The organism is Anaerolinea thermophila UNI-1, from assembly GCF_000199675.1.
GTDB classification, from domain to species: Bacteria; Chloroflexota; Anaerolineae; order Anaerolineales; family Anaerolineaceae; genus Anaerolinea; species Anaerolinea thermophila.
Genome location: NC_014960.1, coordinates 1,936,341 through 1,960,187 on the forward strand (window position 1 = coordinate 1,936,341; position 23,847 = coordinate 1,960,187).

A 23,847-nucleotide genomic window follows, 5' to 3' on the forward strand; every position below is an offset into this window, starting at 1 on the left:
GCAAAATTAAAACAGCAGGCTGCCTTTTGAGATTCAACTCATTGGGCAGCCTGTTTTTTTAACCCGACCCGGGTTTAATCATGTTCCTCTAAAAACTTAGCGGCCTGCATTGCCGCAGCAGCCCCCATACCGGCAGATGTAATGACCTGTCGATAAATTGGGTCAGCGGCTTCACCCGCCGCGTAAACACCGGGCACACTGGTTTGCATCTTCTTGTCTGTAATGATATATCCACCTTCGTCCATTTCTAGTTGCCCATGGAAGAGTTGGGTATTTGGTTTGTGACCAATGAAAATAAACACACCATCGGTTGAAAAAGTGCTTTCTTCTCCCGTGACTACGTTTTTTAGTCGCACTGCTTTTACAGCATCCTCACCAAGAATTTCGGTGACCACCGTGTTCCATATAAACTGAATTTTAGGGTTGGATCTGGCACGAGATTGCAAAATTGCCCCGGCTCGTAAAGTATCACGACGATGAATGATCGTAACCTTCGTGGCATAACGGGTCAGGAAAATCCCCTCTTCTAATGCACTATCCCCACCGCCTACCACGACCACCTCTTTATCTTTGAAAAACCAGCCATCGCAGGTTGCACAATATGAAACCCCTTTACCGGTGAGTTCTTTCTCACCAGGCACATTGAGATGATTGGGGCTGGCTCCGGTTGCAATGATTAAGGTCTGGGCTTTAATTTCCTGTCCGCTTTCCGTTTCAATCACAAAAGGTCGTTTAGACAAATCTACCCTGCTGGCAATATCAAATTCAACCCTTGCTCCAAATCTCTCGGCTTGTTTCTGGAAAAGTTCACCGAGTTGTGAACCGCCCACCCCTTCCGGAAAACCAGGATAGTTTTCAATGGTATGGGTCAACGCTGCCTGCCCCCCCAATTCCATTCCCGTCAGGACCAAGGGGTTTAATTCTGCACGTGCCGCGTAAAGTGCCGCAGCAAGGCCAGCAGGACCTGAGCCCAAAATTACCACTTTGTAGGGATGGTGTTCTTTTTCATCTTCGGCATGTGAAGTTAAATTCATCAGATTGAAGTCCATAAATCACCTCTTTGATTTGTGTACAAAATTTCAAATTACACACCTCATATTAGACGTTCCCTTCCTCTAAAAGTTACACCGTTTTGACCATCCGATCAGTGATTTCCAGAGCGCGATCAATCACCTCAAAACCTTCTCGAAGTTGTTCAGGAGTAATGATCAGGGGGGGGAGAAGCAAAATCGTATGCCAGTGAGTGTAAAGAAATACTCCCTGTTCAAGGATGTATTTACGCAAGGCGTTCATTTCGGCGCTGAAACCATTGAATGGTGCCATTGGCTCTCGGGTCTTTCGGTCTTTCACCAATTCAATCACACCAAATAAGCCAATGGAACGAACCTCTCCCACCGATGGATGGCGTTCTACCAGTTCCTCCAACATCTCTTTCATCACCACACCCATTTCAGCGGCGTGCTCCACGATATGTTCATCTTTCATCACTTCAATCACTGCCGCAGCCGCCGCCAGAGAAATGGGATGCCCATTAAATGTCAATCCCCCAACGTATTCCCGATCCATGAAGAACTCGTAGATTTCTTGGCGCATGGCAACCGCCCCCAAAGGCGCATACCCCGAGGTTAAACCTTTGGCCATAGTCATCAGGTCGGGTTTGACCCCCCAGTGATCCACTGCAAACCACCGTCCTGTACGCCCAAACCCGCTCATCACCTCATCACAAATCAATAAAATCCCGTATCGATCACAAATGGCGCGTACTCCCTCCAAATATCCTTTAGGGGGAATAATCACTCCATTCGTCCCTGTAACCGTTTCAAGCAATACCGCAGCAATGGTATGGGGCCCTTCGTACTGGATAATCTCCTCCAGATGGTTAAGGTAGTCTTGAGAAAATTGCTCTTCAGAAACTTCAGGACGGTTCAGATGAAATGTAGAACGATAGCGATAGGGGTCCAGAAAATGAACCACCCCCGGCATGACGTACGGCTCCCAGGCCACCCGGCGTGGATCCCCCGTCAGGGCAAGTGCCCCATGGGTTGCCCCGTGATAAGAGCGATATCTCGTTAAGATCTTAGAACGCCCGGTAAACGCTCGAGCCAACTTAATAGCATTTTCATTGGCATCTGCCCCGCCAAGGGTATACAAAAAATGGGTTAAGCCTTCAGGGACAATTTCCCGGAGCAATTTACCCAAAACCGCTCGAGGACGGGTAGCCATTCCAGGACCCGCAAAAGCCAGTTCTCTAGCCTGATTGGCAATGGCTTCGATCACCCGTTGATTTCCATGCCCAATATTCACACACATGACCATGGAATTGAAATCCAGATATCTCTTTCCATGCACATCCCAAAAATACACCCCATCAGCACGTTTGACGGGAATGGGATTTACTTTACCCTGAGCAGACCAGGTCCAAAAATTCGTCTCCAGCGAAGCGGAGAGAATCTCCTCATCGGACATATATACCATATACAATTGGGATCCTTTCTGATGGAACTCACCACTGTTATTGTATTATAATCTTTGCAATCTTACGCCTGGGTGAGTCATCTTGAATCAACTTTTACACCCCAACCAGCCCTGTACTTCTCAAGAAGCTGAGGAAGCCTGTACCAAAGCGATACACCCCTCTGCCTTGCGGGGAATTAGAGCCTTTAATCAGGGAGATTATTATGCCGCCCATGAAGAATTAGAGATTGCCTGGCGTGCAGAAAAAAGTGTCCTTCGGCACGTCTATCGAGGAATACTCCAGATTGGATTAGCCTATTACCACATTCTGCGCGGAAATTATCGTGGGGCGGTGAAAATGTTCGCTTACAGTCGTTACTGGCTTTCTTCTTTTCCTGATGTATGTTGTGGAGTCCATCTAGAAAAATTACGCCAGGATGCCCAAAAAGCAGAAAGCCTGCTCCTAAAATTGGGAGAAGAAAATCTCTCCCAATTTCCCAAAGAATTTTTCAAACCCATTGAAATGGAGACATGTTAAAAATGAGTGTTACCCTGCCATTCCTGGAGAAAAATATTCTGGTCACCGGTTCAGGGAGAGGAATTGGTAGAGCCATTGCTTTGCGTTTTGCCGAATTGGGTGCCAATGTAGTGATTAACTACCATCGAAATGAAACCCCAGCCCAGGAAGTAGCAAATCAAATTAGAGAGATGGGGAGAAAAGTCTTGGTAATCCGCGCCAACCTTGCTAAACCGGAGGATATTGACCTGTTGTTTGATAGCATTGAGCAGGAGTGGGGTAGCCTGGATGGTTTTATCAGCAATGCCGCTTCTGGTTTCAATCGTCCTGCTCTCCAGCAAAAAGTGACAGGGTGGGACTGGACCATGAATGTAAACGCAAGGGCCTTCCTTTTTGCCACCCAAAGGGCAGTACCCTTGATGGAAAAACGCGGCGGTGGTTCTATCGTGGCAATTTCCAGCCCTGGATCACACCGCGTTTTACCTGACTATGTTGCCGTTGGTGCGAGTAAAGCCGCACTCGAAGCCCTCACACGATACCTGGCAGTAGAATTAGCCCCCAAAAATATTGTAGTGAACGCCGTTGCCCCAGGATTGGTGCTGACAGATGCACTGCAACATTTTGCCTCTCTGAGCAATCCCGAAACAATACCTCACGCCATTGCCCAAACCCCGGCAGGACGGCTGGTCACCCCGGAGGATGTCGCCGGAGTGGTTGCATTCCTGTGCTCTCCTGAAGCCTTCATGATTCGGGGACAGGTGATTATTCTCGATGGAGGCTATACGCTGCCAGTTCCCTAAGCCTTACCAGCCACCGGCATCAAAAATTGCACGGAGAAACTCACCCCTCTCTTCAGCAGTCATAGGGCGAGGGCGGGCATAGTCTTCCAGCATTGCTGTATACAATTGGGTGTTGATATGCTTTCCTTTGTAAAAGACATGCCGATCTAAAAATTCACGCCTTGTTCCCTGGACAGGAATATCCATCTGATCAAAAAACAGATTCCCTAAGCCGTAGTGAATAAAAGCGCCCTCGTAAAATTCCATGACTTGAGGGAAATGCGCCTGGCTTCCACTTACAATTACGGCTCCGGCTTGTGCCAGGCGTCGGAAATCACGCACCTGTGTATCCGAAGGTGGAGATTGATACACTTCACTGTGTTGAAGAGTTATCACCGGCAGATATTCCTCTTCACGGAGAGACTGAATCTGATTTTCCAAAAGGTCAAAATCGCACTTTGCCGCGCCAGGCTCGTCTTCAGTCGCCCAAACTGTAGGGGGTCCGGCATGATTGCACCCTAATAAAGCAATTCGGTTACCGTTGTGTTCAAGTAGCAAAGGCTGGCTGGCTTCTTGCGCATTTTGCCCCCCTGCATACCACAACCACCCTTCTTTCTGAAACTGCTCCAGAGAATAAGCAAAAGCATTTCTTCCCCAATCGTTATTATGATTGCCACTCAGTTCGATGATCTCCACATCAATCGCTCGAAATAAATCCAAATACTCAGGGCGACTGCAAAACATCAAACTGGTCTGATTCGGGTCGGCAGGTGGACACTGTGGATTGAAAGACACTTCATTACTGATATGAAGAAAATCGGGTTCAAGCAACCAGTCTAAAATATCCCGGGCAGGGTAGGACATTCCCATCGTCTCCATCTTCCAACCGATTGCCCGTACCAGCGCAGTGGTACCGGTAAGCATCAGCACCGTCATAGACCCCGGATCTCGATTCGTCCGATGCTCCAACAGCCATTGGAAAGTACCCTCAGGAAGGGGCGATTCGCTTTTTACTGCAAAATGTACTTCCAGGGCATAATTTTGTATTTCCCCTTTTGCTAAAGGAGACTTTCCACCTACCTGTAAAACTTTCCACCGGGGAGTGATTTCCTCAAAAGGAATAATTGCCAAGGTGTGTTCCTGCCAGGCACGAGATAATAATTCCTCGTTTGAACGAACCTGCACCACATTGTTTCCACTTTGTCCCAGTAACCAGATCATTGCATGGTAAGTATCGGGTGTAACCAGAAGGACATGAGTATCGTCTCCGCGCCAGATACGGATCAAATCTTCAAGAGTTGTCCCATCTTCAACCGTAGGAAACGGAGCAACCAAAGCATACACCCACGAAATAGCCCCTTCCATCGAGGGAATAATCTGAAGGATAGAGTTCTCTGGTTTATCAGAAATCTGCCATTCTTTTGGGAGGGGAAAATTTACTCGAAAAGATTCCGGAACGGCTGGAGAAAAATAAACTGTCTGAGAAGTTCCAATCTCCTTCGAAGAATTTCCGAACTGTATATCAGGGGTATGTACAGGAAGCACAGTTCCGGTCTCATCTGCACTTGTTGGCTTTATAGGCTGAAACGGCGTAAAGGTCGGTTGCATGGAAGGCGATTCACTTAAGGTTGGGTTTGCGTTATCACAAGCCACCCCCAAAAGCAATAAACCAATCAAAACCAGGAATACCTGCCACTTAGGTAATTTCACCACAGACTTGCCTCAAATACTTTTTTCAACAAAACCAGCGCTTCATCCTGAGTCATCAAACGAGGACGAGAATAATCCTCAATTCGAATAGGGATAAGCCTGACCCCAATGTATTTTCCCTGATAAAAGATGTGCCAATCAATAAACGCCTGACTGGTCAAAAAGGAATCTGTCTGGTCAAAAAATAAATTTCCCAAGCCATAATGAATCAGGCTGTCGTCAACAAAAGAAAATCCTTGTGGAACATGGGATTGGCTCCCGCTGACAATCACAGCACCCGCTTGGGCCATTCGAAGATAATCCCCAGGACGCTGCATGGGAGCCGGACGATAATCCTCGGTCTCAACAGACTGAAATGTAACCACAGGAAGGATACCTTGAGATCGCAATGAAGAGACCTCTTGTTCCATCCAGTCCAGGTCACAACGAGCCGCCCCAGGCGAACTTTCACCCGCCCAAGCCGTTTCTGGTCCTGCCTGATTACAACCAATCAATGCAATGCGGTTTCCATGATGTTCAATCAACAGAGGTTGTCTTGCCTGCAACTGCGATTCTCCCCCACCATACACCTTCCAACCTCGTTCTCTGTACAAGGAAAGGGAATAGGTATACGCCTCTACCCCACGATCCAGATTGTGATTTCCTGTTAACTCCACAATATCCGTGCCTACAGCCTCCAGAAGCTGAATGTATTCGGGAGAACTGCAAAAAAGCGCCTCTCTCGACTGGGCTTTTTCAGGGGGGCATTGAAGATTGAAGGAAACTTCATTGCTGATATGAGTCAGGTCCGCAGAAGCTAGCAAAGTACCAATTTCCTGTTGAGGATATAGAACCCCTTCTTCATTCATCCGTTGAGCCGTACGGCGAGATAAAGCGGTCACCCCCGTCAACGCCAGTAAGGTCAATTGGTCTCTTCGATAATGCAGAAACAGGTCATGTTTACCCTCTTCTTCAAGTTGAATAGGTTTTCTTTTTACAAGACGAACGGGTACCCCAAGTGCATAAGAAGTCGGTGAAAATTCCGGATCAAAAGGAGAAACCCCATCCACCGGAAGGACACGCCATGCGGGAGTAATGCGGTCAAAAGGAAGTATGGCAAGAACCCCTGGGGTTTTCCAAGCGTACGCAAGCATCAAGGACTCTTCCATGACCTGAATACTAGCCGGCGCAGGCTCTCCCCAGAGAGCAGAGAAAACTTTGTACGTTTCCGGGCTCATCAATAAAGGCAAAGAAGCCTTTGAATCCAAAATCTCTTTCAGGGTACTGAGACTTTCGGACATTTTAATTTCTGGAAAGGCAACCGCCAGAACATAAACCAGAGTGCCCGCCTGAAGAGCATGGCGTTCTTGCGGACGTCCTATTTCAAATTCAATTGAGGCATCATCCAGAGTTTGAGCATTAGTGAAAGATTCATTCTGGAGAATTAAATCGCGGGCAAACTGCGGAATTTCCTCAGAAAACCATACAGGATAAGGCAGAGAGATGGACACAGGGGGCAAAGTATTCCTGGTTGGTAAAGGGGTTGCCGTATCCGAGGGGATTGGGGATTCTGTTTGGGAAGTGGGAACATCTACCGTTGATGAATAACAACTACTAAGAAGGAGAATTAACACAACAAGGTAGAACAGCAAGACTTTTCTGGGCACAGGCTAATTATACTCTGTCAGATTTGTCTCTTTTGCTCTCCAAGCCTGTACAATTTGATGGTTTTTGATAGAGAAGGCTATTAGAATGAAAGTAACAAATGCAGGAGACTGACTATGCGTGAAGTAGCCGTTCTGGGAATTGGACAAACCAAGATTGACGAACACTGGGATAAATCTCTCAGAGAACTGGCTGGAGAAGCCATTCTCGCCGCGATGTTAGATGCTGGTATCACCCGAGCCGACGCGCTCTACATCGGTAATATGATGAGCGGCTCAGCAAATCATCAACAACACCTGGGAACTTACATGGCTGACTGGGTGGGTATCAAAGGCGCTGAAGCCCTTCATGTTGAAGATGCATGCAGTTCTGGCGCAGCAGCCTTTCGAAGCGCCGTAATGGCGGTTGCCTCAGGAGCAGTGGATGTGGCAATTGCTGCCGGGGTTGAAAAAATGACCGACTCCCCGGGGAACGAGATTACTGCTGAACTGGCAACTGCTGCCGATCAGGACTGGGAAGCCAGCCAGGGGCTTTCCTTTGTGGCTTTGAATGCCTTAATCATGCGCCGGTACATGTATGAATACAAATGGGAACGCGATCACTTTGCAGGGTTTTCCATCAATGCACATGCAAACGGCGTTCACAACCCCTTTGCACGGTTTCAGGAAGCCATCTCCGAAGCACAATACCGGAAAGCCCCAATGATTGCTGAACCCATCAACCTTTTAGACGCTTCGCCAATGGGGGATGGCGCAGCGGCAGCGGTCCTCGTTCCTGCAGAAATGCTTCGACGGGGAAATGGCAGGAAGATTATCCGCGTAGTAGGATCAGGGGCGGCAACGGATACCATTGCCATTCATCATCGGCGCGATCCGCTCTGGCTATCCGCAGCGGAGAAATCAGTCAAACAAGCCTATAGTCAGGCTAAAATTGGCCCAGAGGACATCGACCTGTTTGAAGCCCATGATGCTTTTACCATTATGGCGGCACTATCACTGGAAGCCTGTGGCTTTGCTGAACGCGGGCAGGGTCCCCGTCTTGCCATGGAAGGCGAGATCCGTCCGAATGGAAAAATTCCGATTGCCACACGGGGCGGTTTGAAAGCTCGTGGGCACCCTGTTGGAGCAACGGGCATGTACCAAATCGTCGAGGTAGTGCAACAACTTCGCGGAGAAGCCGGAGCCACTCAGGTAGATGGGGCGCGCTACGGGATGGCTCAAAATATAGGTGGAAGTGGCTCAAACATTATCACGCATATTTTGATGAGAGAATAGTTCACCCGTTTGGCTCAAAGCAAACCGGCATGATGCATCTTGTCATGCCGGTTCTATTTTGATTATGTTGAAACTGGATTATAAATAACACTGGAAATAAAAAAATGAAGCAGATATCTAAAACAGCCCTTGAGAACTATCGAGCAATCACGTTCCGCACCCATCCGGGCTATCGTTTAACGAATCCGGAAGAGGCACTGACATTTATCCAGCAGAGAGGCTATGTTTTGTTCTGGCCCTGCCAGGGTATCGAATTTCCCAGTTTATGGGCCGCTGTAGCGGGAAATCGCCCTGTGGCTGACGAACACGATGATCCAGGGCATATCACCTGGTCCTGGAAAGATGAATGGCTTGGGAAGCATCTGGTGTATTATGGCAGAGTCATACGAAGAAAGAACACCTTTATTTCTTTAGACCTCCTTCCCTACTTCTATGCCTTATCTCCAAATTACGGGAATCCTTACGAAGATTACCTCATCGATTACTCAGCCGGAAAACTCTCCGCAGAAGCGAAAGCAGTGTACGAAGCCCTCATCAAAGAAGGGGCGTTAGATACAATTTCCCTTAGAAAGGCTGCGCGGCTATCCAGCCGGGCTAGCGATTCGGCCTTTAACCGTGCGCTTGAAGAATTACAGATAACATTTCGTGTGGTCCCAGTGGCAGTATCCCAGGCAGGTGCCTGGAAATATGCATTCGTTTATGATTTGACTGCGCGCCATTACCCTGATTTGGTCGATAAGGCTCATCCAATCTCAGAATGGGACGCCAGAAGAAAAATTATCCAGAACGCTCTGGAAAGTCTTGGTGCGGCACGGATCAGCGACTTAAATCGTATTTTTCAATGGGAAAAATCGCTCATTGAAAGAACCTGCGAATCACTGGTGGAAAGGAAAGCGATTCTGAAAAATATCTCATTGGATGAATCTTCATCAGATTATTTTTGTGTTCCTCAATTCGTTGAAAAAACCTCCGCACTAACACTCACCTCATAAACATTTTGAAAGGTATAATCAACTTAAACCCACAAGAGGTATGTACAAATGATGGAATTTCATGTTTCCCGTCAGGCTCGCGACCGCTACCATTTTGATTTAAGTCTTTTTGGTTATCACGGCAATGTAATTTTTGCGAATTTTCATGCTGCCCGTTTATTTGCTCAGAAGATCAATCAGCAACGTGATCTGGTCAGTTACCCGGAACAAGCCGTGAAAGCCGGACAAGTCAATGCGCTGGGATTGATGGACGAGATTTTTCATCACGTGGTATCTCTGTATCAACAACAACGCAATCCTCAAGCATTCGCAAAAGCGCTACAATTCCTGAACGACCAGTTTGGGAGTCCCGCAATTGACCACCTCTTGCTCAAATTCATTCAGGAATTCCCCCCAGTTTCAGTTTATTTAGGGCAGGTTTCTCCTGAAGAGTACCTGGAAGGCGAAACAGAAGGAATTCCAAACAGGGAAGCCCTTGTCGAAGAACTAATGATGTTATGGATTACCAATCAGAATCCAGCCACACACCCTTTTGTGGAATTATTTGATGACGATCGTTTGGCTTCTGAAACGATTTATAGACCTTTCATCCAATCCTTACATGAGTTTTTCGAAACTCAACCATTTTTTGGACCAGATCGGCAAAACTTAATCGACTTTTTACGCAGTCCTGCCATAGCCGTTCCATATTCCCTTACCGGACAGTTAGAGTATATTCGGGAACGATGGGCAGAACTTCTGGGGAAATTCCTGTACCGTCTTTTATCCAGTTTGGATCTGGTTAAGGAAGAGGAAAAAGCCTCATTTTTCGGACCGGGCCCTACGCTCATCCCGGTATACGACCGTTTTCACCTGGGGGAACTTGAAGTCGAGGCTTTCAGCCCTGACCGGGAATGGATGCCACGCCTGGTTCTTCTGGCAAAAAACACTTACGTTTGGCTCTATCAACTTTCGCAAAAATACCAACGGCCAATACAACGGTTAGACCAAATCCCCGATGAGGAACTGGCGGAACTGGCGAGTTGGGGCTTTACTGGTCTATGGTTAATTGGTTTATGGGAACGCAGTCGGGCTTCGGCTCGTATTAAACAACTTTGTGGTAATCCAGAAGCCATTGCTTCTGCCTACTCTCTCTATGATTATGAAATTGCCTCAGACCTGGGAGGAGAGAGCGCCTATCAAAACCTTAGGGAACGGGCATGGCAATATGGTATTCGTCTGGCATCGGACATGGTGCCCAACCACATGGGGATTGACTCTCGGTGGCTGGTAAATCACCCGGACTGGTTCATTCAACTGGATTACAGCCCATTTCCCTCTTATACATTTACAGGGCCCGACCTGTCCAGCGATCCTTCTGTAACCATTCAATTGGAAGACCATTATTACGACCGAACGGATGCGGCAGTGGTGTTCAAATACTACGATCATCGAGATGGGCGAACAAGGTATATTTATCATGGGAATGACGGCACAAGTATGCCATGGAACGACACTGCGCAATTGAATTACTTAATCCCCGAAGTCCGTGAAGCCGTTATTCAGACCATTCTGCACGTAGCGAGAAAGTTCCCCATCATTCGGTTCGATGCAGCAATGACTTTGGCAAAACGTCACTATCAACGATTATGGTATCCAGAACCGGGGACAGGTGGAGCGATTCCCTCCCGAGCCGAACATGGCATGACCCGCGAACAATTTAATACAGTGTTCCCAAAAGAATTCTGGCGAGAAGTGGTTGACAGGGTTGCACAGGAAGCCCCTGACACCCTGTTGCTCGCAGAAGCATTCTGGCTGATGGAAGGGTACTTCGTCCGTACATTAGGCATGCACCGGGTATATAACAGCGCCTTCATGAATATGTTGCGGAATGAAGAGAACAATAAGTATCGAGCATTAATCAAGAATACGCTGGAATTTGACCCGGAAATTCTCAAACGCTATGTGAATTTCATGAACAACCCGGATGAACGCACTGCAGTAGATCAGTTTGGGAAAGGCGATAAATACTTTGGCATTTGTGTGCTGATGTCCACCCTTCCTGGTTTACCCATGTTTGGGCATGGACAACTGGAGGGGTATTCCGAAAAATACGGGATGGAGTTCCGCAAGCCGATGTGGAACGAACAGCCCGATCGTGATTTGATTGAGAGACACCGTCGGGAAATTGCCCCTATTTTACATCGTCGAGCATTGTTCGCCGGAATTGATAATTTCCTCTTCTATGACTTTGTCACCCCAAACGGATGGGTGGACGAAAACGTGTTTGCATACAGCAACGGAATCGGGTCTCAGAGAGCTCTGGTTGTTGTCCACAATCGTTTTGCCAGCACTGAAGGGTGGATTAGAACATCAACACCTTTCCTGGTCAAAGGGCAGGGAAATCGCTCACTGGTTCAGAAATCCCTTATTGAAGGGCTGGGGCTCAATCCGGATGCGAATTGGTACACCATCGCCCGCGACCAGGCGACGGGATTAGAGTACCTCTTTTCGAATGCGGAAATTACCCAAAACGGTTTGCACCTTTCGCTGAATGCCTATGAATACCATGTCTTCATGGATTTTCAACAGGTTAAAGACGATGAGTGGCAATCTTACCGGCAGTTATATGAATACTTGAACGGGAAAGGTGTACCCAATATTCAAGAAGCCATTCGAGAACTGGTTCTACGTCCGGTTTTGACTGCATTTCGCGAAATTATTCACCCCGGTTATGTTCGATATCTGGTGGAAAGCCGCCTGAAAACCCCACAACAAACCCTGCCATCTTACTTATTGGAAGAAGCAAAGGCAAAATACAACCGCTTACTGGATGGCGTCTCTGCTATCAGTGGCTACAACTTTAATCGCAAAGAAATGCTTTCCAGCATGAAATTAACGCTCCAAACCGCTTTATCCATTCAAATCCTTGGCAATCGCTACCCCCTGCCAACATCCAAAAAATATGCCCAAGCAATGAGTTACCTTGGAGGTGGTATCTCCCAGAATGCAGATGCCCACTGGCTAACACTGATCGGGTGGATCTTTACAGCCAACTTGGGAAAAATTGCTGGTGTTGAAGATACCCACGGATTGTCACGCTCATGGTTAGACGAATGGCGTCTTTCCAAAGCCATCTATGATAGTGGAATGAGCCTGGGATTAAACGAACAGCAATCCTCTCAGGTGGTTTCTATGGTGCGTATTCTAATTGAGCAGCAAAACTGGTTTGAGAAGAATTTGAAAACCCCAGTTCGCCAAATCATGGAAAAATGGTTAGAAAATGATGAAATTCGTCGCTACCTTGGAGTCAACCGGTATAAAGAGATTCTCTGGTTCAATCAAGAGGCTTTCGAGGATTTTGTCTGGTGGATGTATCTGTTATCTGTTTTTGAAACGTTGCTGACTCCAAATGCCAGTGCCAACCTGTTTACCGAGCGAGCCATTTTAGGTTTTGACATTGTGCAAAAACTTCTAAAGGGATTAAAAACCTCCCAATATCAGGTAGCCAAACTGCTGGAAGCCCTCTAAACCTTTACTTTCCAGAAATCCTGTGCGCGCTGGAGATGCTTGACAAATACTTCGTCAGCGGTTAATCCAGTGCGCCAGGATTTTACGTGTCTTAACTTTTCCCGGGCAACTTGAGTTAAGTCCCGTCCATAAACCAGTTGAGTAAGCCATAAGGCTTGAGCGGCATAGGCGACATTATTTTTCGGCTCAATGCGGTCAAAATCATCAAAGAACCATCCACAGGAAGTAAACATACGCTGGCGCTCATACTGAGCACGAAGCAAGAGATAAAGTTCGTCACGAAGACTGACATCCAGCGGCTTTCCCATCACCTGCTCATACAACACATCCAGACTGATTTCCCCAAACACAACCCGGATATATTGATGGCGCAATTCCCAGGGATTGTTTCCACCTTCCCCGACAACTTCCAGATATATTTTATCTATAGTCTCTGCAATCTCATTAAAGGCTTCCCTCAAAGGAGCTTTCCACGAGGCATTTGGCGTACAGGGGCACTCCCCCGCCCAGCGCAATACACCATGATGACACGACCAGGATGAAGGCTCAATAATTTCAACCGTTTCAGTCGGCGGGAATTCCTTTAACCACCTGGCAGGATAAATCAGTTCAATGGGTTTATCCTGAATCGCTCCATTTACCAGATAGGCTAAAAACTTATCTCGAAAGGCTTGATGATGTCCATAAAGTTCCCCGTCCGAAGCCAGCAACGTTAACGTCGGCGCACCCCCATTTTGATTAATCCATCCGACTTTTGGAAGGAGAAATTCCTGCACAAAGGTATCTGCGTTTACCGTTGCCCCAGGGTCAAAACTCAGACGGGTACTGATGGACTGATCGTAAAAGAACACCGAAATTGCCTTCCCATTTGGTAAAGCCACCCTGTACGGGTGAGTTGGAGAAACCGGGATATCTTTCCCCTGCCAGGGAGCAAGAATGGTAAACTCAATCCCATTTTCGGCCAGAACTTCCAGGGTTTCCAAATCCACTGCAGTTTCAGGCAACCACATCCCTTTGGGGGGATAACCAAAGCGCATCTCATAGTCATACATTCCCCAACGAACCTGAGTAATTTTATCCAGGCGTGTGGCAAGGGGTAGAATGGTATGATGATATGACTGTGCCATGGCATTGCTTACCCCATACCGCTCAACATTTGTCTGTGCTTGTTGAATGATTCGCTTAAGAGTTATCGGATCATAATCAAACATCCACTCCATCAACGTTGGACCGATATTGAAGGAAATCTTTTCATAGTTATGCAAAATGGCGTTGGGGTAATAACATTGAGCATGGATGCGCTCATTCCAGTTGCGGAATGGAGTCGCTCCAGGTTCAACAGGAATTTCGCCAGTAAGCGGATCTTCACGTGGTGGTTGATAGAAATGAGCATGAATGCATAAATATAACGGTTTCATGCTAACAAATTATCCTGCAGCCTTCAAATAGTGTAAACGATGGGTAAAACGTTCAGGCATGATTCCCAAAAATCTGGGTAAGGTATCCAGGGAAGTAATTCTGTCTGCCGCTAAGTAATCCAATAAATAAAGGGGGAGAAACATGGATTGCCTGCGCGTGGAATACTTTCGAGAGAAGAAACGCAACAACCCCGGCGACAAGGAAATAAACACTCGCCGTAACCCCAAAAAATCCCTGATCGACCGGCAGACCTCATAAAAGGTTAAATACTCCGGTCCTCCTATTGAAAAGACCTGGTTTTCAGCACGGGGGTCGTCCAATAAAAGCGATAACGCCATTACCAAATCGCCAATCCATAAGGGTTGCAAAGATACTCTGCCCTCACCCGGAAGAAAAAAAACGCTTGGGGATTTTCTCATGGCGGTAGCAACAGGCAAAGTGAAATGATCACCAGCACCAAATACCAGCGCTGATCTCACAATTGTATATGGAACTTCAGACTGGAGAATAATCTTCTCTACCCATCCTTTAGCCTGTAAGGCAGGAAAGGCTGACAAGCGATCCGCCCCCAAATGGCTCAAGTATATAAAACGCTCAACCCTGGAGCGCAATGCCGCCTGCACGAGGATTTCAGCAAAAGCCTTCTCCTGACTGAGAAAAATTTCCGGACTTTCAGAATGTTCTGCACTGGCAAGATGAATGACATGACTAACGCCTTTTAAAGCGGATTGGATCCCCCTTTCGTCCGATGGAGCACAAATGACCACTTCAACAGGCACTTTTTCGGGGAGAAGAGGTGTAAGGGGAGAGGGGCGCAGCAAAACACGCACAGAATGCCCCATTTCAACCAAATGAGGGACCAAATGACGACCAATGAAGCCGGTTGCACCGGTGATAAGGAACATCGTTGGAATTATAGCAGATTATCCTCTGGCACGACTCTTGCTCCACAATATGCAATAGACATGTTGACTATAACGCTGTGGAGGCAATACCGCATGGAATCAACTCCATCCCCTATTCCCCTCGGATTTCATTACTTTACCGATATGGAACACTATCGGTTACAAGATGCCCTCGACTTCATTCCACTTATTAAATCGGTGAGAGGTACTTTTCTGTTTTTACCTGTTTATTCCAGCATTGCTATCCCAGAATACTTTCTCTCCGCATGGATTGCAGAGAGCATTCAACCCATTATCCATTTGAAAATCCCTATCGAAAATGCTTCCCAAAACCATGACCTTTATTTGCTGATTGAAACTTACGCAAAACGAGGAATAAAGCATCTGATTTTCTTCGATCGCCCAAATATGCGCAGAGCATGGCCCCCTCCTGTGTGGGTGCTTTCTAATCTGGTAGAAAGATTTGTTGATCAGATTCTCCCGCTTTTTGAGTTTTCTAACAAATTGGGAGTTCTTCCCGTACTACCTCCCCTTGAGCCTGGGGGAGATTACTGGGATACCCTTTTCCTGAAATCGACTCTGCAAGCGCTCCAAAGGAGAAATGCTCATCTTCAGTTTGGTTATTCGGCTTACGGATGGACCTGTGGTCATCCCCTCAATTGGGGAGCCGGTGGTCCAGAACGCTGGCCTCTCAGTCTGCCGTATCACCCTATTCAGGGAAACGAGGACCATCGAGGCATCCGTATTTTTGAATGGTACTCTTCTATAGCGAAATCCTTTGGATTTGACCATTTACCGTTATTTATTCTTGACTCTGGAAAACCCGATACTCCTTTGAATTCCTTTGAAGAATGGCAGGCAATAGAAATCCTGAATCTTATTCGTTCCGAACAAGCAGCGGGAAAAGATATCGATGTTCAAACCCTGGGATTGTGGATGCCGGCGGAAATGGATAGCGCAGAGTTTCAGAGAGGAATCGAAAAAATTAAGGAATGGCAGGATCGTCTTGAAGCCAAGAACACTGCCCAGGCTGTTCATCCAAACTCTGCTTCCGTAATAGAACATTACGTACTTATAGGAGACAGCCACCCTGCAATTACAGACTGGCGATTAAGGGCTTCTCATGCTTTTGTTCTCAAACACAAAGCCACATTAGGCTTTTCCCTTCAACAAGCCTCAAAGGCAAAACGGGTAACTATCCTCGCCACGGAAGAAGAGATTCCGGAGGAAAACCTCAATGATTTGAGGCATCAGGGCATTCTGGTGGAGAGGATCAGTGAAACTGGCACAGCCCTTGCAACAATCCTGCGTGAGAGGTGAGCCATGTTTACAAAACCACAGCAAATTAACTCCCATTTTCATCTTCCCAACCTGAAAGTATTGGGGTTAGGAGGAGGCGGTTCAAACGCAGTCAACCGCATGATTGAACTTGATTTGAAAGGCGTGGAATTTATCGCCGCAAATACCGACCTGCAAGCCCTCAAACAATCCCTGGCTCCCAAGAAAATTGTGCTGGGACCACGAACTACTCGAGGACTGGGAGCAGGAGGCAATCCCATTCAGGGAGAACTGGCGGCTGAAGAGAGTTTCAATGTTTTGTGTGATGTCCTGCGCGGCGCAGATATGGTCTTCCTGACCGCCGGCATGGGGGGGGGGCACAGGAACAGGCTCCATTCCTGTTGCCGCCCGGGCTGCTCGCTCAGTTGGAGCAGTAACCGTGGCGATTGTTACCATGCCTTTCGGCTTTGAAGTGGGAAAACGGCAGAAAAATGCCCGGGAAGGACTCATGAAACTCCAACCCCATGCAGACACATTGATTACAGTACCCAATGATCAGTTACTGAAAATTGCCTCGCCTAACTTACCTCTGGACATGGCATTCCGCCTGGCAGATGATGTGCTCCGGCAGGGAATTCAAGGCATTTCCGAATTGATCACACAACCTGGTTTGATTAACGTGGATTTTGCCCATATTCGGCAGGTGATGCAGCATGGAGGTGGATCTTTGATGGCTATTGGAATTGGAGAGGGAAACTCCAAAGCCCTGAAAGCCGTAGAACATGCTCTCCATCACCCCCTGCTGGATTCAATCAGCCTTGACTCGGCTACAGGAATCATTGCCAACTTCACAGGCGGTGCCGACCTGACCTTTATGGAACTGATGGAAGCCATGCAATTCCTTCAGGAACAAACTCATGGAAAAGCAGAAATTATCCCCGGCGTGATTACTGACGAACGCATGAGAGATCGTGCCCAGGTCATCTTAATCGTGACAGGAGTCGGTGCCACCCCTGTTGAAGCTCTGCGCTCTCCCCTCCCCGTTCAACAAAATATGCCTGTCCACCCTCCTGCTCAAGCGGTCGAAGTCAGCACTACCATACCAGCAGAAATCTCCGCAACTGATTTGGATCTGCCGGCATTCATGCGGCGAAGATTGCACTAATCAACCGAGGAACGTCTGAAAATGGATACTCACCTCTTATCCAAAATTTGTAAAGAAGTTTACCGGCAATTTCCAGAAGTAGCCGGAATTGCTCCCAAGATCACCGAACGCCCTGATGGACATTTGCTCGTCTTTAAGGGCAATGCAATCACAGCCGATGGACGTAAACTTCTTCGAACCGTGCGCGCGGTTGTCAATCATCAGGGGAAAATTACCAAGTTAACAACTTCGAAATAAACCACCTGAATTGGAGCAAATGTATGAGACCTAGCCTAACCAGCCAAATGGAACTGCTCGCATACAATCTGGTCATTACAGCCTTAAACCGTTCCACGTTCATTCGCACGATTACCCGCCTGGTGCTTTCCGGTTCTCACCAAAGCAAGGAATGGTTATGGCTTGTTGGACTTTTAGCCTGCGGAGTGTTCGGGTTTGTATTTGGTTTTTGTCTGGTGTTTTTCTTAGGATAAAAGTAACTTATGAACAAACAAACCTGGAGTATCTTCTTTATTTTTGCATTCGCGCTCTCCCTCTGGTTTGGCTTTCTCGTGGCTATTCGGATGGAACAATTAGGGCTAATCCACTTTTCTGCTTCAACCTCTACTGAGCCTCAGTCCCAGGTAAATTACCTGCTCATTGAGGTAGACTCGCTCACTTCAAGAACGCCGGTTTTCCAATCCGCATGGATAGCCCTTCGATATCAATCCTCAACCCAATCTGCGCTTCATCTCATTCGGATAGATACCTCAGAAGAGTTTCACACAAATTTACAAAACGCATTCCAAGTTAGACAAAACAAACTCGGTTCAAAATTTACCAAGCATTTAACCAAAAAAGGATATGAATGGGGCTATTTTATTGTTGTAGATCAGGAAAGTTTAAAAACTCTAAAACTTGCCTTTCCAAAGGAAATATCTGACTCCACAGAGAACAACCTGAAAGGTTTACTCTCTGCAACCTGTCAGGTGCTTGGCGCGCGCCCTATTCTCTCTTACCCGGTCAATTTTGACACTCTCAAAGAACATATCGTCACCAACTGGACGAAAGATCTGGCAAACAAAGAATGGGAGAGGCTGACAGCCTCTCCCAAAACCACCCGATGTGAATGGTACCCTACGAATTAATCTCACCGGTGCTGGAACGAATAATCAATTGAGGAGAGATGCGTTTGTGCTCTATGGAGAAGTTTCTCTTCTCAATCCGGTCAAGAAGGTATTCAATTCCAACACGAGCCTGCTCATTGTAGTCTTGTTTTACTGTGGTAAGAGGCGGTTCAAAGAAGGATGAAATTAATTCGTCATCAAAACCGACTACGGAAATATCATAGGGAACTCGGAGACCACATTCGTGAATTGCCCGTAACGCCCCCAGCGCCATCAGGTCATTACCACAAATTAATGCAGAAAAACGCTTTCCATTGTTTTTGAGCAACTGACGAGTCAACTGATACCCACTGGGCACGGTAAAATCGCCCTCTAACCAATCCACCAGTTCAAGTCCGTATTCTCTTGCAATACCTTCTACCGCACGATGACGCATTCGAGCGTCATAGTTGATCATTAAGCCACTAACTTCTGCAATTTTTTGATGCCCTAATTGCGCCAGGTGACGCAACACAGCACGCATGCCCTGCTCCTGATCGAATAACACAGCAGGCACATGCTCTACAGGCTCTCCCCCTAACTGAATATAAGGCACCCCCCGACAAAACCGATTCAGTTCTTCAGCAGTGTAAATTCCCTGGGGATCAATAAACAAAAAGCCATCCACTATTCTGGAAGAAACCTCGTTGAGCAAATTCTGCAATTCATCACGGGAAACGGGTTCTTTCAGCATGGATAACCCAACACGATAACCACGTTCATCAGCATGCTGGATAATCGCTGGAACAGGAGCAAGAAAACGTGGGTTGAGATGTACCAGATAGAGGGTTTGGGAACGCCCAGTGATCAGGCTGCGCGCCGCGCGATTAGGGTGATAGTCCAGAATGCGAATGGCTTCCAAAACCCGCTCTCGGGTTTCACTGGCAACATTGGGACTGTTGTTAATTACACGGGAAACAGTTTGATGAGATACATTTGCTAAACGAGCAACATCATGTAAAGTCGGATGACGGGTTGCCGAAACCACCAGAGTTCACCTCTGAGCAAGAATTTCCTTTATTATAATCCCAGTTGATGCTTGGATTAGAAAATGCTTATGCTTCGTTTATAATCACACCAATCTGAAAATGGAGTAAAGAATGACCATTGAAGCCTTAATTTTTGATCTGGATGGACTGCTCATCGATTCGGAACGCCTCTCTCAAAGATCATGGTCTCAGGTCATGGCAGAGGCAGGGTATCTTCTGAGCGAAGATATCTATCACCAAATGATTGGCAGAACCGAGAAAGATGTCAAAGCCATTCTTAAGCAAGCCTTTGGAAACAATTTTCCATTTGAAGACATGTATCGAAAGAGAGAGCAACGATTCTTTGAGATCATAGAACAAGAAGGTATGCCAAGAAAAGCGGGTTGGGATGAATTAGCCCAGTATATTCTCCAAAACGGGCTGAGAACAGCTGTAGCTTCTTCTACCTATCGGCGATTGGCAGAGAAAAAATTAAGCGCCGCGAGACTGCTCTCTTTTTTTGAAGTGATTGTTACGGGTGATGAAGTCTCCCATGGCAAGCCTGCGCCAGATCTTTTTCTCACTGCTGCCAGCAAGTTAGCAATTCCACCTGAAAAATGCGTTGTATTAGAGGATTCGGAAGCAGGCATTCAAGCAGCATACAACGCCGGAATGAAATGCATTCATATTCCTGATATTCAACCGATCAGCCCACAGACTTTAATGCTGGTATGGCACCAGGTGTCTTCACTAGCAAAAGTTCGAGAGATTCTGGAAAAGGAAATTTCCTGATTTTCTTCTTGTATTGCATCAGTCGGATTCTGAGTAACCACATAGCGCAATTGCTTTGGGTCCGGTATGCGCACCCAACACTGGACTCACAATAGAAATAAAGAGTTCAGCGGGGTGATAGGTCTCCCGAACCCTCTCAGCAAGTGCCTCGGCTTCGTCCCTAGCGGCGTTGTGCAAAACTGTGATGTGCATAGGGGAAGTTATATTCAAATGCTTGAAAAATTCCTTGAACAACCCATCAATAGCGGCACTCCGAGATCGCGCTGGGATTGAAGGATGCACAATTCCCGTTGAAGGATCTACATAGATTAGGGGCTTGATTTGCAAAAGAGAGGCAAGAAACTTGGTAGCATTTCCTATTCTTCCGCCCTTTTCCAAATACTTCAGGGTGTTCAAGGAAATGTAATACGCCATCTTCTGGCGAACTTTCGTTGCCACTTCAAGCATTTCCCAAGCATTCGCTCCCTGTTCACGGGCTCGCGCCGCAGCGATGACCTGCCACCCCAATCCCATGGAGTTGTTCTTGCTATCCACAATGTGAATAGGAATAGAAAAATCCTGGGCGGCGAGCCTTGCAGACTCAATCGTACCGCTCATTGCACTGGAGATGGTAAAAACGATAATTTCTTTTGCACCACCGTCCTGCAATGCTTGAAAAGTATTGATAAAATCCTGAGGCGCTGGCTGAGATGTGGTAGGATGAACTTCTTCACGCTCCAATCTTTCATAAAAGGATTCAGGCGATAAATCCACACCATCGCGGTAGGTGTCATTCCCAAAGTGAATGGACAAAGGGACAACGGAAATTTCAAACTCTTCACGCCAGGATTGTGGAATATCACAGGTGCTGTCAGTTACAAGGGCAATAGGGTATTTCATAGAAATTACTTTCTTTTTGGTTTTTTGGCATTTTAATCTCCCGGGCAACAGGTTATGGGTGACCACAGTCACATTGCAAGATACATTTCCAAATATTTCTTGACAGGAATTTAAAGATTCCTATCAATTCACAGGGAACTTTGCATTCCTCCAATCGTTTAAGTATAAAATGCCCCTTATGGAGAAAAAAATGAAAAAATACTGGTTTATTATTCTGGCGGTATGTGCGAGTTTACTTTTTTCGGCATGTCAACCGCAACATGAAAATCCTTCTCAGATGCCTTCCCCATACCCTTCAGGAGAGATACCCAATCCATATCAGCACCCCTATCCTCCTTTTGAACCAGCAGAGGAAGAACAGCTTGTAAAAACGGTCCTTCAAAAAGTTTCAGATATTTTGGGTAAACCCCAAGAAGTACTGAAAGTTCAGAAAGTGGAAAGCAAGGAATGGGCAAATGCATGCCTGGAGTTACCTCATCCGGATGAGACTTGTGCTGAAATGATCGTCAACGGATATCGTATTCAACTACTTGTGGAAGGGAAAACCGTTTTTGTTCACACCAATCAGGATGGCTCAGTTGTGCGAATTGCTGGAGAAAACGAGATGGGAGATATTTCTGATAAGGCAAAGAACTACCTGGTTGAAAAGTTGGGCATTCCTACAGAGGAAATCACTATCCTTGAAGTTCAAGAGGTTGAATGGCCTGACTCATGTCTGGGAGTTGTCCAACCTGACCAAATGTGCTTGCAAGTCATTACACCTGGATACCGCATTGTGGTAGAAGTGAAAGGCAAGAAAATCATCCTGCACACCGACCGCGAAGGGAAACGTATTCTGCAAGCCAAACGGTGACTCGTGAAATTCCTTTATCAGAATTACACCGGGGCCTTCCTGCTCTGGTGTAATTCCTTTGTATCCGGTAAACTATTCCTCATGAAAACTGCCTTCCAGAAGCAACCCGGTTCTGTGAAAATTGTCTTGTTGATGTTGCTTGTCCTGGTCACTGGTTGCAGCACTTTTCTTCCTGAAAAATCACCTGCAACGCTTACCCCTAGTCCAATCCCAATAACTCCATCTCACCAACCACAACCAACAGCAACAATTACACCTGAGATCCCGATTGAGTACCGGGTTGAGATAAATGATCTTAGAGGAAGTGAAATTCTGTTCCTCCACCCGTTTGTGGGCGCAATCGATGAACAATATCAAGCATGGGCAGAGGAATTCAATCAAAAAAATCCCTACGGAATCACAATCAAAGTTGAAAGTACGGGTGGGCTGGATACACTACCCTCGATGATCCAATCCAGAAATCCACAGGTGATCTTAACAACACCTGAATTGCTCTCCCAAGGATTGGAAGAAGGCTGGCTTGCGGCGCTGGATGGCTATCTCACCTTGCCTGAGTTGGGTTTGTCTGAGGCGGAACAGAAAAACATCCATGAGGAGTTCTGGCTTCAGGATCGTTTTTCAGGGGCGCAAAGTGGTTTTCCAGCCTTGAGAACAGCCATAGGTTTGATCTATAACACCACATGGGCTAATGAATTAGGTTATACCCATCCTCCAAGTACCCCCCAAGAATTCCTGGAACAAGCCTGCGCTGCTGCTCGTGAAAATAATCGAAGTGCATATCTGGATAAACGGGGTACCGGAGGATGGCTTTTATCTACAGATTCTTTACATGCAATTGCCTGGTGGTATGCATTTGGGGCAAAAGTTTTACCTGAAAAGCCAGGCGAAAAAATCCAATTTGAACAAAACAGCGTAGCAACAACCTTCCAGTTTTTACGTGACATGCAATCCCAGGGTTGCCTCTGGCAAGGCCTCAATCCCTCTCCTTACAGATATTTTTCCGAGCGCTACACGTTGTTTTATATCGGTTCTCTTCAAGATATTCCACCTCAACAAGCCTACCATCAAAGCCTGGCAAGGAAGGATGACTGGACACTAATCCCTTTCCCCCGACAAAACCAGGAACCTTTTTTCCTGAGCCATGGGTTTTCTTACGGTTTGTTAAGGACCAAGCCCAAACTTCAAATGGCAGGTTGGTTATGGATTCGATGGCTTGCAGATCCTTCCAGACAATCTACCCTCACTCGCCTTTATCAGGGAATGCCCTTGGGGAACTCAAGCCAGAATGTTTTCTTCGACCCAATTCTTGAAAAACATTTTATGCACGATGCTTCCCTAATTCCGCTTCCAGGAAATCCCGATTGGCTCATCGCCCGTCGTCCTGTCGAAGACGCATTCTGGCAAATATTTCACCTTGCGGAAGGACAATCTGTTGAAGAGGTCATGGTTGAACTTCAATCCCTGACAGAATACGAACTCTCACGAACACAGGCAACGCCGATCCCATAATCTTATGCAGAGGTTTGGTCATTAGACAAAAAGCCGATATAATCCTGTTAAGGTACA

General features: G+C 46.8%; 22 protein-coding genes. 14 read left to right on the top strand and 8 right to left on the bottom strand.

The genetic code is table 11. The features are described 5' to 3' along the window. Window positions 1–74 precede the first annotated feature (74 nt). Together trxB and ANT_RS08640 are read right to left on the bottom strand one after the other, a co-directional pair. The gene (trxB, locus tag ANT_RS08635; RefSeq protein WP_013560129.1) at window positions 75–1,049 is read right to left on the bottom strand and encodes a thioredoxin-disulfide reductase; all 975 of its coding nucleotides are present in this window, start codon (window positions 1,047–1,049) and stop codon (window positions 75–77) included. A gap of 73 nt (window positions 1,050–1,122) precedes the next feature. After that, window positions 1,123–2,466, bottom strand: a complete 1,344-nt coding sequence (locus ANT_RS08640; protein WP_041454856.1) for an aminotransferase class III-fold pyridoxal phosphate-dependent enzyme — start codon at window positions 2,464–2,466, stop codon at window positions 1,123–1,125. A gap of 91 nt (window positions 2,467–2,557) precedes the next feature. On the opposite strand from ANT_RS08640, the gene ANT_RS16315 reads away from it, so the two are divergent. Beyond that, window positions 2,558–2,992 carry a DUF309 domain-containing protein gene (locus tag ANT_RS16315; RefSeq protein WP_013560131.1) on the top strand — a complete coding sequence of 145 codons (435 nt, stop codon included), beginning with the start codon at window positions 2,558–2,560 and terminating at the stop codon, window positions 2,990–2,992. Then, the gene (gene fabL / locus ANT_RS08650; RefSeq protein ID WP_013560132.1) at window positions 2,986–3,771 is read left to right on the top strand and encodes an enoyl-[acyl-carrier-protein] reductase FabL; all 786 of its coding nucleotides are present in this window, start codon (window positions 2,986–2,988) and stop codon (window positions 3,769–3,771) included. The genes ANT_RS16315 and fabL overlap by 7 nt, the downstream gene beginning before the upstream one ends. 3 nt (window positions 3,772–3,774) lie before the next feature. Here fabL and ANT_RS08655 read toward each other — a convergent pair whose 3' ends face one another. Further along, window positions 3,775–5,115 (bottom strand): CapA family protein, encoded by a 1,341-nt coding sequence (locus ANT_RS08655; protein WP_172634603.1) that lies wholly within the window; start codon window positions 5,113–5,115, stop codon window positions 3,775–3,777. A 341-nt stretch (window positions 5,116–5,456) separates the two neighbouring features. After that, window positions 5,457–6,950: a CapA family protein gene (locus tag ANT_RS08660; RefSeq protein ID WP_041454858.1), complete on the bottom strand. Its 1,494-nt coding sequence runs from the start codon at window positions 6,948–6,950 to the stop codon at window positions 5,457–5,459. Between the two features lie 270 nt (window positions 6,951–7,220). Here ANT_RS08660 and ANT_RS08665 point away from each other — a divergent pair, with 270 nt between their 5' ends. The 3 genes from ANT_RS08665 to ANT_RS08675 all read left to right on the top strand — a co-directional run bounded on the left by ANT_RS08665 (window position 7,221) and on the right by ANT_RS08675 (window position 12,880). Beyond that, the gene (locus tag ANT_RS08665; protein WP_013560135.1) at window positions 7,221–8,378 is read left to right on the top strand and encodes a thiolase domain-containing protein; all 1,158 of its coding nucleotides are present in this window, start codon (window positions 7,221–7,223) and stop codon (window positions 8,376–8,378) included. 104 nt (window positions 8,379–8,482) lie between these two features. Further along, the gene (locus ANT_RS08670) at window positions 8,483–9,370 is read left to right on the top strand and encodes an AlkZ-related protein (protein ID WP_013560136.1); all 888 of its coding nucleotides are present in this window, start codon (window positions 8,483–8,485) and stop codon (window positions 9,368–9,370) included. A gap of 48 nt (window positions 9,371–9,418) precedes the next feature. Beyond that, window positions 9,419–12,880: an alpha-amylase family glycosyl hydrolase gene (locus tag ANT_RS08675; protein ID WP_013560137.1), complete on the top strand. Its 3,462-nt coding sequence runs from the start codon at window positions 9,419–9,421 to the stop codon at window positions 12,878–12,880. On the opposite strand, the gene ANT_RS08680 is transcribed toward ANT_RS08675, so the two are convergent. Together ANT_RS08680 and ANT_RS08685 are read right to left on the bottom strand one after the other, a co-directional pair. Then, the gene (locus ANT_RS08680; protein ID WP_013560138.1) at window positions 12,877–14,298 is read right to left on the bottom strand and encodes a DUF3536 domain-containing protein; all 1,422 of its coding nucleotides are present in this window, start codon (window positions 14,296–14,298) and stop codon (window positions 12,877–12,879) included. The two genes, ANT_RS08675 and ANT_RS08680, sit on opposite strands and share 4 nt — an antisense overlap. Window positions 14,299–14,307: 9 nt before the next feature. Then, complete coding sequence (locus ANT_RS08685) at window positions 14,308–15,204, bottom strand: SDR family oxidoreductase (RefSeq protein ID WP_013560139.1); 897 nt, start codon at window positions 15,202–15,204, stop codon at window positions 14,308–14,310. Between ANT_RS08685 and ANT_RS08690 the strand changes: the two genes are divergently transcribed. The 6 genes from ANT_RS08690 to ANT_RS08710 are packed head-to-tail and all read left to right on the top strand — an operon-like array spanning window position 15,163 to window position 18,771. Continuing rightward, a complete protein-coding gene (locus tag ANT_RS08690; RefSeq protein ID WP_013560140.1) occupies window positions 15,163–16,524 on the top strand; it encodes a hypothetical protein in 1,362 nt (453 codons plus the stop codon). The genes ANT_RS08685 and ANT_RS08690 overlap by 42 nt on opposite strands. A 3-nt stretch (window positions 16,525–16,527) precedes the next feature. Then, window positions 16,528–16,953, top strand: coding sequence for an FtsZ/tubulin family protein (locus ANT_RS17845; protein ID WP_013560141.1), 426 nt, complete (start codon window positions 16,528–16,530; stop codon window positions 16,951–16,953). After that, window positions 16,877–17,647 (top strand): cell division protein FtsZ, encoded by a 771-nt coding sequence (locus tag ANT_RS17990; protein ID WP_269447657.1) that lies wholly within the window; start codon window positions 16,877–16,879, stop codon window positions 17,645–17,647. Before ANT_RS17845 ends, ANT_RS17990 begins: the two co-directional genes overlap by 77 nt. A gap of 21 nt (window positions 17,648–17,668) precedes the next feature. Beyond that, window positions 17,669–17,884 (top strand): hypothetical protein, encoded by a 216-nt coding sequence (locus ANT_RS08700; RefSeq protein ID WP_013560143.1) that lies wholly within the window; start codon window positions 17,669–17,671, stop codon window positions 17,882–17,884. Between the two features lie 23 nt (window positions 17,885–17,907). Beyond that, a complete protein-coding gene (locus ANT_RS08705; RefSeq protein WP_013560144.1) occupies window positions 17,908–18,117 on the top strand; it encodes a hypothetical protein in 210 nt (69 codons plus the stop codon). Between the two features lie 9 nt (window positions 18,118–18,126). Continuing rightward, the gene (locus ANT_RS08710; RefSeq protein WP_013560145.1) at window positions 18,127–18,771 is read left to right on the top strand and encodes a hypothetical protein; all 645 of its coding nucleotides are present in this window, start codon (window positions 18,127–18,129) and stop codon (window positions 18,769–18,771) included. Here ANT_RS08710 and ANT_RS08715 read toward each other — a convergent pair. Continuing rightward, a complete protein-coding gene (locus tag ANT_RS08715; RefSeq protein ID WP_013560146.1) occupies window positions 18,761–19,777 on the bottom strand; it encodes a LacI family DNA-binding transcriptional regulator in 1,017 nt (338 codons plus the stop codon). The two genes, ANT_RS08710 and ANT_RS08715, sit on opposite strands and share 11 nt — an antisense overlap. Window positions 19,778–19,889: 112 nt before the next feature. Here ANT_RS08715 and ANT_RS08720 point away from each other — a divergent pair, with 112 nt between their 5' ends. Then, window positions 19,890–20,549 carry an HAD family hydrolase gene (locus tag ANT_RS08720; protein ID WP_013560147.1) on the top strand — a complete coding sequence of 220 codons (660 nt, stop codon included), beginning with the start codon at window positions 19,890–19,892 and terminating at the stop codon, window positions 20,547–20,549. An 18-nt stretch (window positions 20,550–20,567) separates the two neighbouring features. Here ANT_RS08720 and ANT_RS08725 read toward each other — a convergent pair whose 3' ends face one another. Then, on the bottom strand, window positions 20,568–21,500 hold the full coding sequence (locus ANT_RS08725; RefSeq protein ID WP_155818075.1) for a DegV family protein: 933 nt from the start codon (window positions 21,498–21,500) through the stop codon (window positions 20,568–20,570). Between the two features lie 118 nt (window positions 21,501–21,618). Between ANT_RS08725 and ANT_RS08730 the strand changes: the two genes are divergently transcribed. After that, window positions 21,619–22,281, top strand: coding sequence for a DUF8738 domain-containing protein (locus tag ANT_RS08730; RefSeq protein ID WP_172634604.1), 663 nt, complete (start codon window positions 21,619–21,621; stop codon window positions 22,279–22,281). An 81-nt stretch (window positions 22,282–22,362) separates the two neighbouring features. Further along, window positions 22,363–23,790 (top strand): ABC transporter substrate-binding protein, encoded by a 1,428-nt coding sequence (locus ANT_RS08735; RefSeq protein ID WP_155818079.1) that lies wholly within the window; start codon window positions 22,363–22,365, stop codon window positions 23,788–23,790. Window positions 23,791–23,847: the final 57 nt, after the last annotated feature.

What these genes read in the sequence shown, in the direction of transcription:
- trxB (WP_013560129.1), bottom strand. Translation starts at nt 1,049, where the DNA reads ATGGACTTCAATCTGATGAATTTAACTTCACATGCCGAAGATGAAAAA.
- ANT_RS08640 (WP_041454856.1), bottom strand. Translation starts at nt 2,466, where the DNA reads ATGTCCGATGAGGAGATTCTCTCCGCTTCGCTGGAGACGAATTTTTGG.
- fabL (WP_013560132.1), top strand. Translation starts at nt 2,986, where the DNA reads ATGTTAAAAATGAGTGTTACCCTGCCATTCCTGGAGAAAAATATTCTG.
- ANT_RS08655 (WP_172634603.1), bottom strand. Translation starts at nt 5,115, where the DNA reads ATGGAAGGGGCTATTTCGTGGGTGTATGCTTTGGTTGCTCCGTTTCCT.
- ANT_RS08665 (WP_013560135.1), top strand. Translation starts at nt 7,221, where the DNA reads ATGCGTGAAGTAGCCGTTCTGGGAATTGGACAAACCAAGATTGACGAA.
- ANT_RS08670 (WP_013560136.1), top strand. Translation starts at nt 8,483, where the DNA reads ATGAAGCAGATATCTAAAACAGCCCTTGAGAACTATCGAGCAATCACG.
- ANT_RS08675 (WP_013560137.1), top strand. Translation starts at nt 9,419, where the DNA reads ATGATGGAATTTCATGTTTCCCGTCAGGCTCGCGACCGCTACCATTTT.
- ANT_RS08680 (WP_013560138.1), bottom strand. Translation starts at nt 14,298, where the DNA reads ATGAAACCGTTATATTTATGCATTCATGCTCATTTCTATCAACCACCA.
- ANT_RS08690 (WP_013560140.1), top strand. Translation starts at nt 15,163, where the DNA reads ATGACGACCAATGAAGCCGGTTGCACCGGTGATAAGGAACATCGTTGG.
- ANT_RS08685 (WP_013560139.1), bottom strand. Translation starts at nt 15,204, where the DNA reads ATGTTCCTTATCACCGGTGCAACCGGCTTCATTGGTCGTCATTTGGTC.
- ANT_RS17845 (WP_013560141.1), top strand. Translation starts at nt 16,528, where the DNA reads ATGTTTACAAAACCACAGCAAATTAACTCCCATTTTCATCTTCCCAAC.
- ANT_RS08700 (WP_013560143.1), top strand. Translation starts at nt 17,669, where the DNA reads ATGGATACTCACCTCTTATCCAAAATTTGTAAAGAAGTTTACCGGCAA.
- ANT_RS08705 (WP_013560144.1), top strand. Translation starts at nt 17,908, where the DNA reads ATGAGACCTAGCCTAACCAGCCAAATGGAACTGCTCGCATACAATCTG.
- ANT_RS08710 (WP_013560145.1), top strand. Translation starts at nt 18,127, where the DNA reads ATGAACAAACAAACCTGGAGTATCTTCTTTATTTTTGCATTCGCGCTC.
- ANT_RS08720 (WP_013560147.1), top strand. Translation starts at nt 19,890, where the DNA reads ATGACCATTGAAGCCTTAATTTTTGATCTGGATGGACTGCTCATCGAT.
- ANT_RS08730 (WP_172634604.1), top strand. Translation starts at nt 21,619, where the DNA reads ATGAAAAAATACTGGTTTATTATTCTGGCGGTATGTGCGAGTTTACTT.
- ANT_RS08735 (WP_155818079.1), top strand. Translation starts at nt 22,363, where the DNA reads ATGAAAACTGCCTTCCAGAAGCAACCCGGTTCTGTGAAAATTGTCTTG.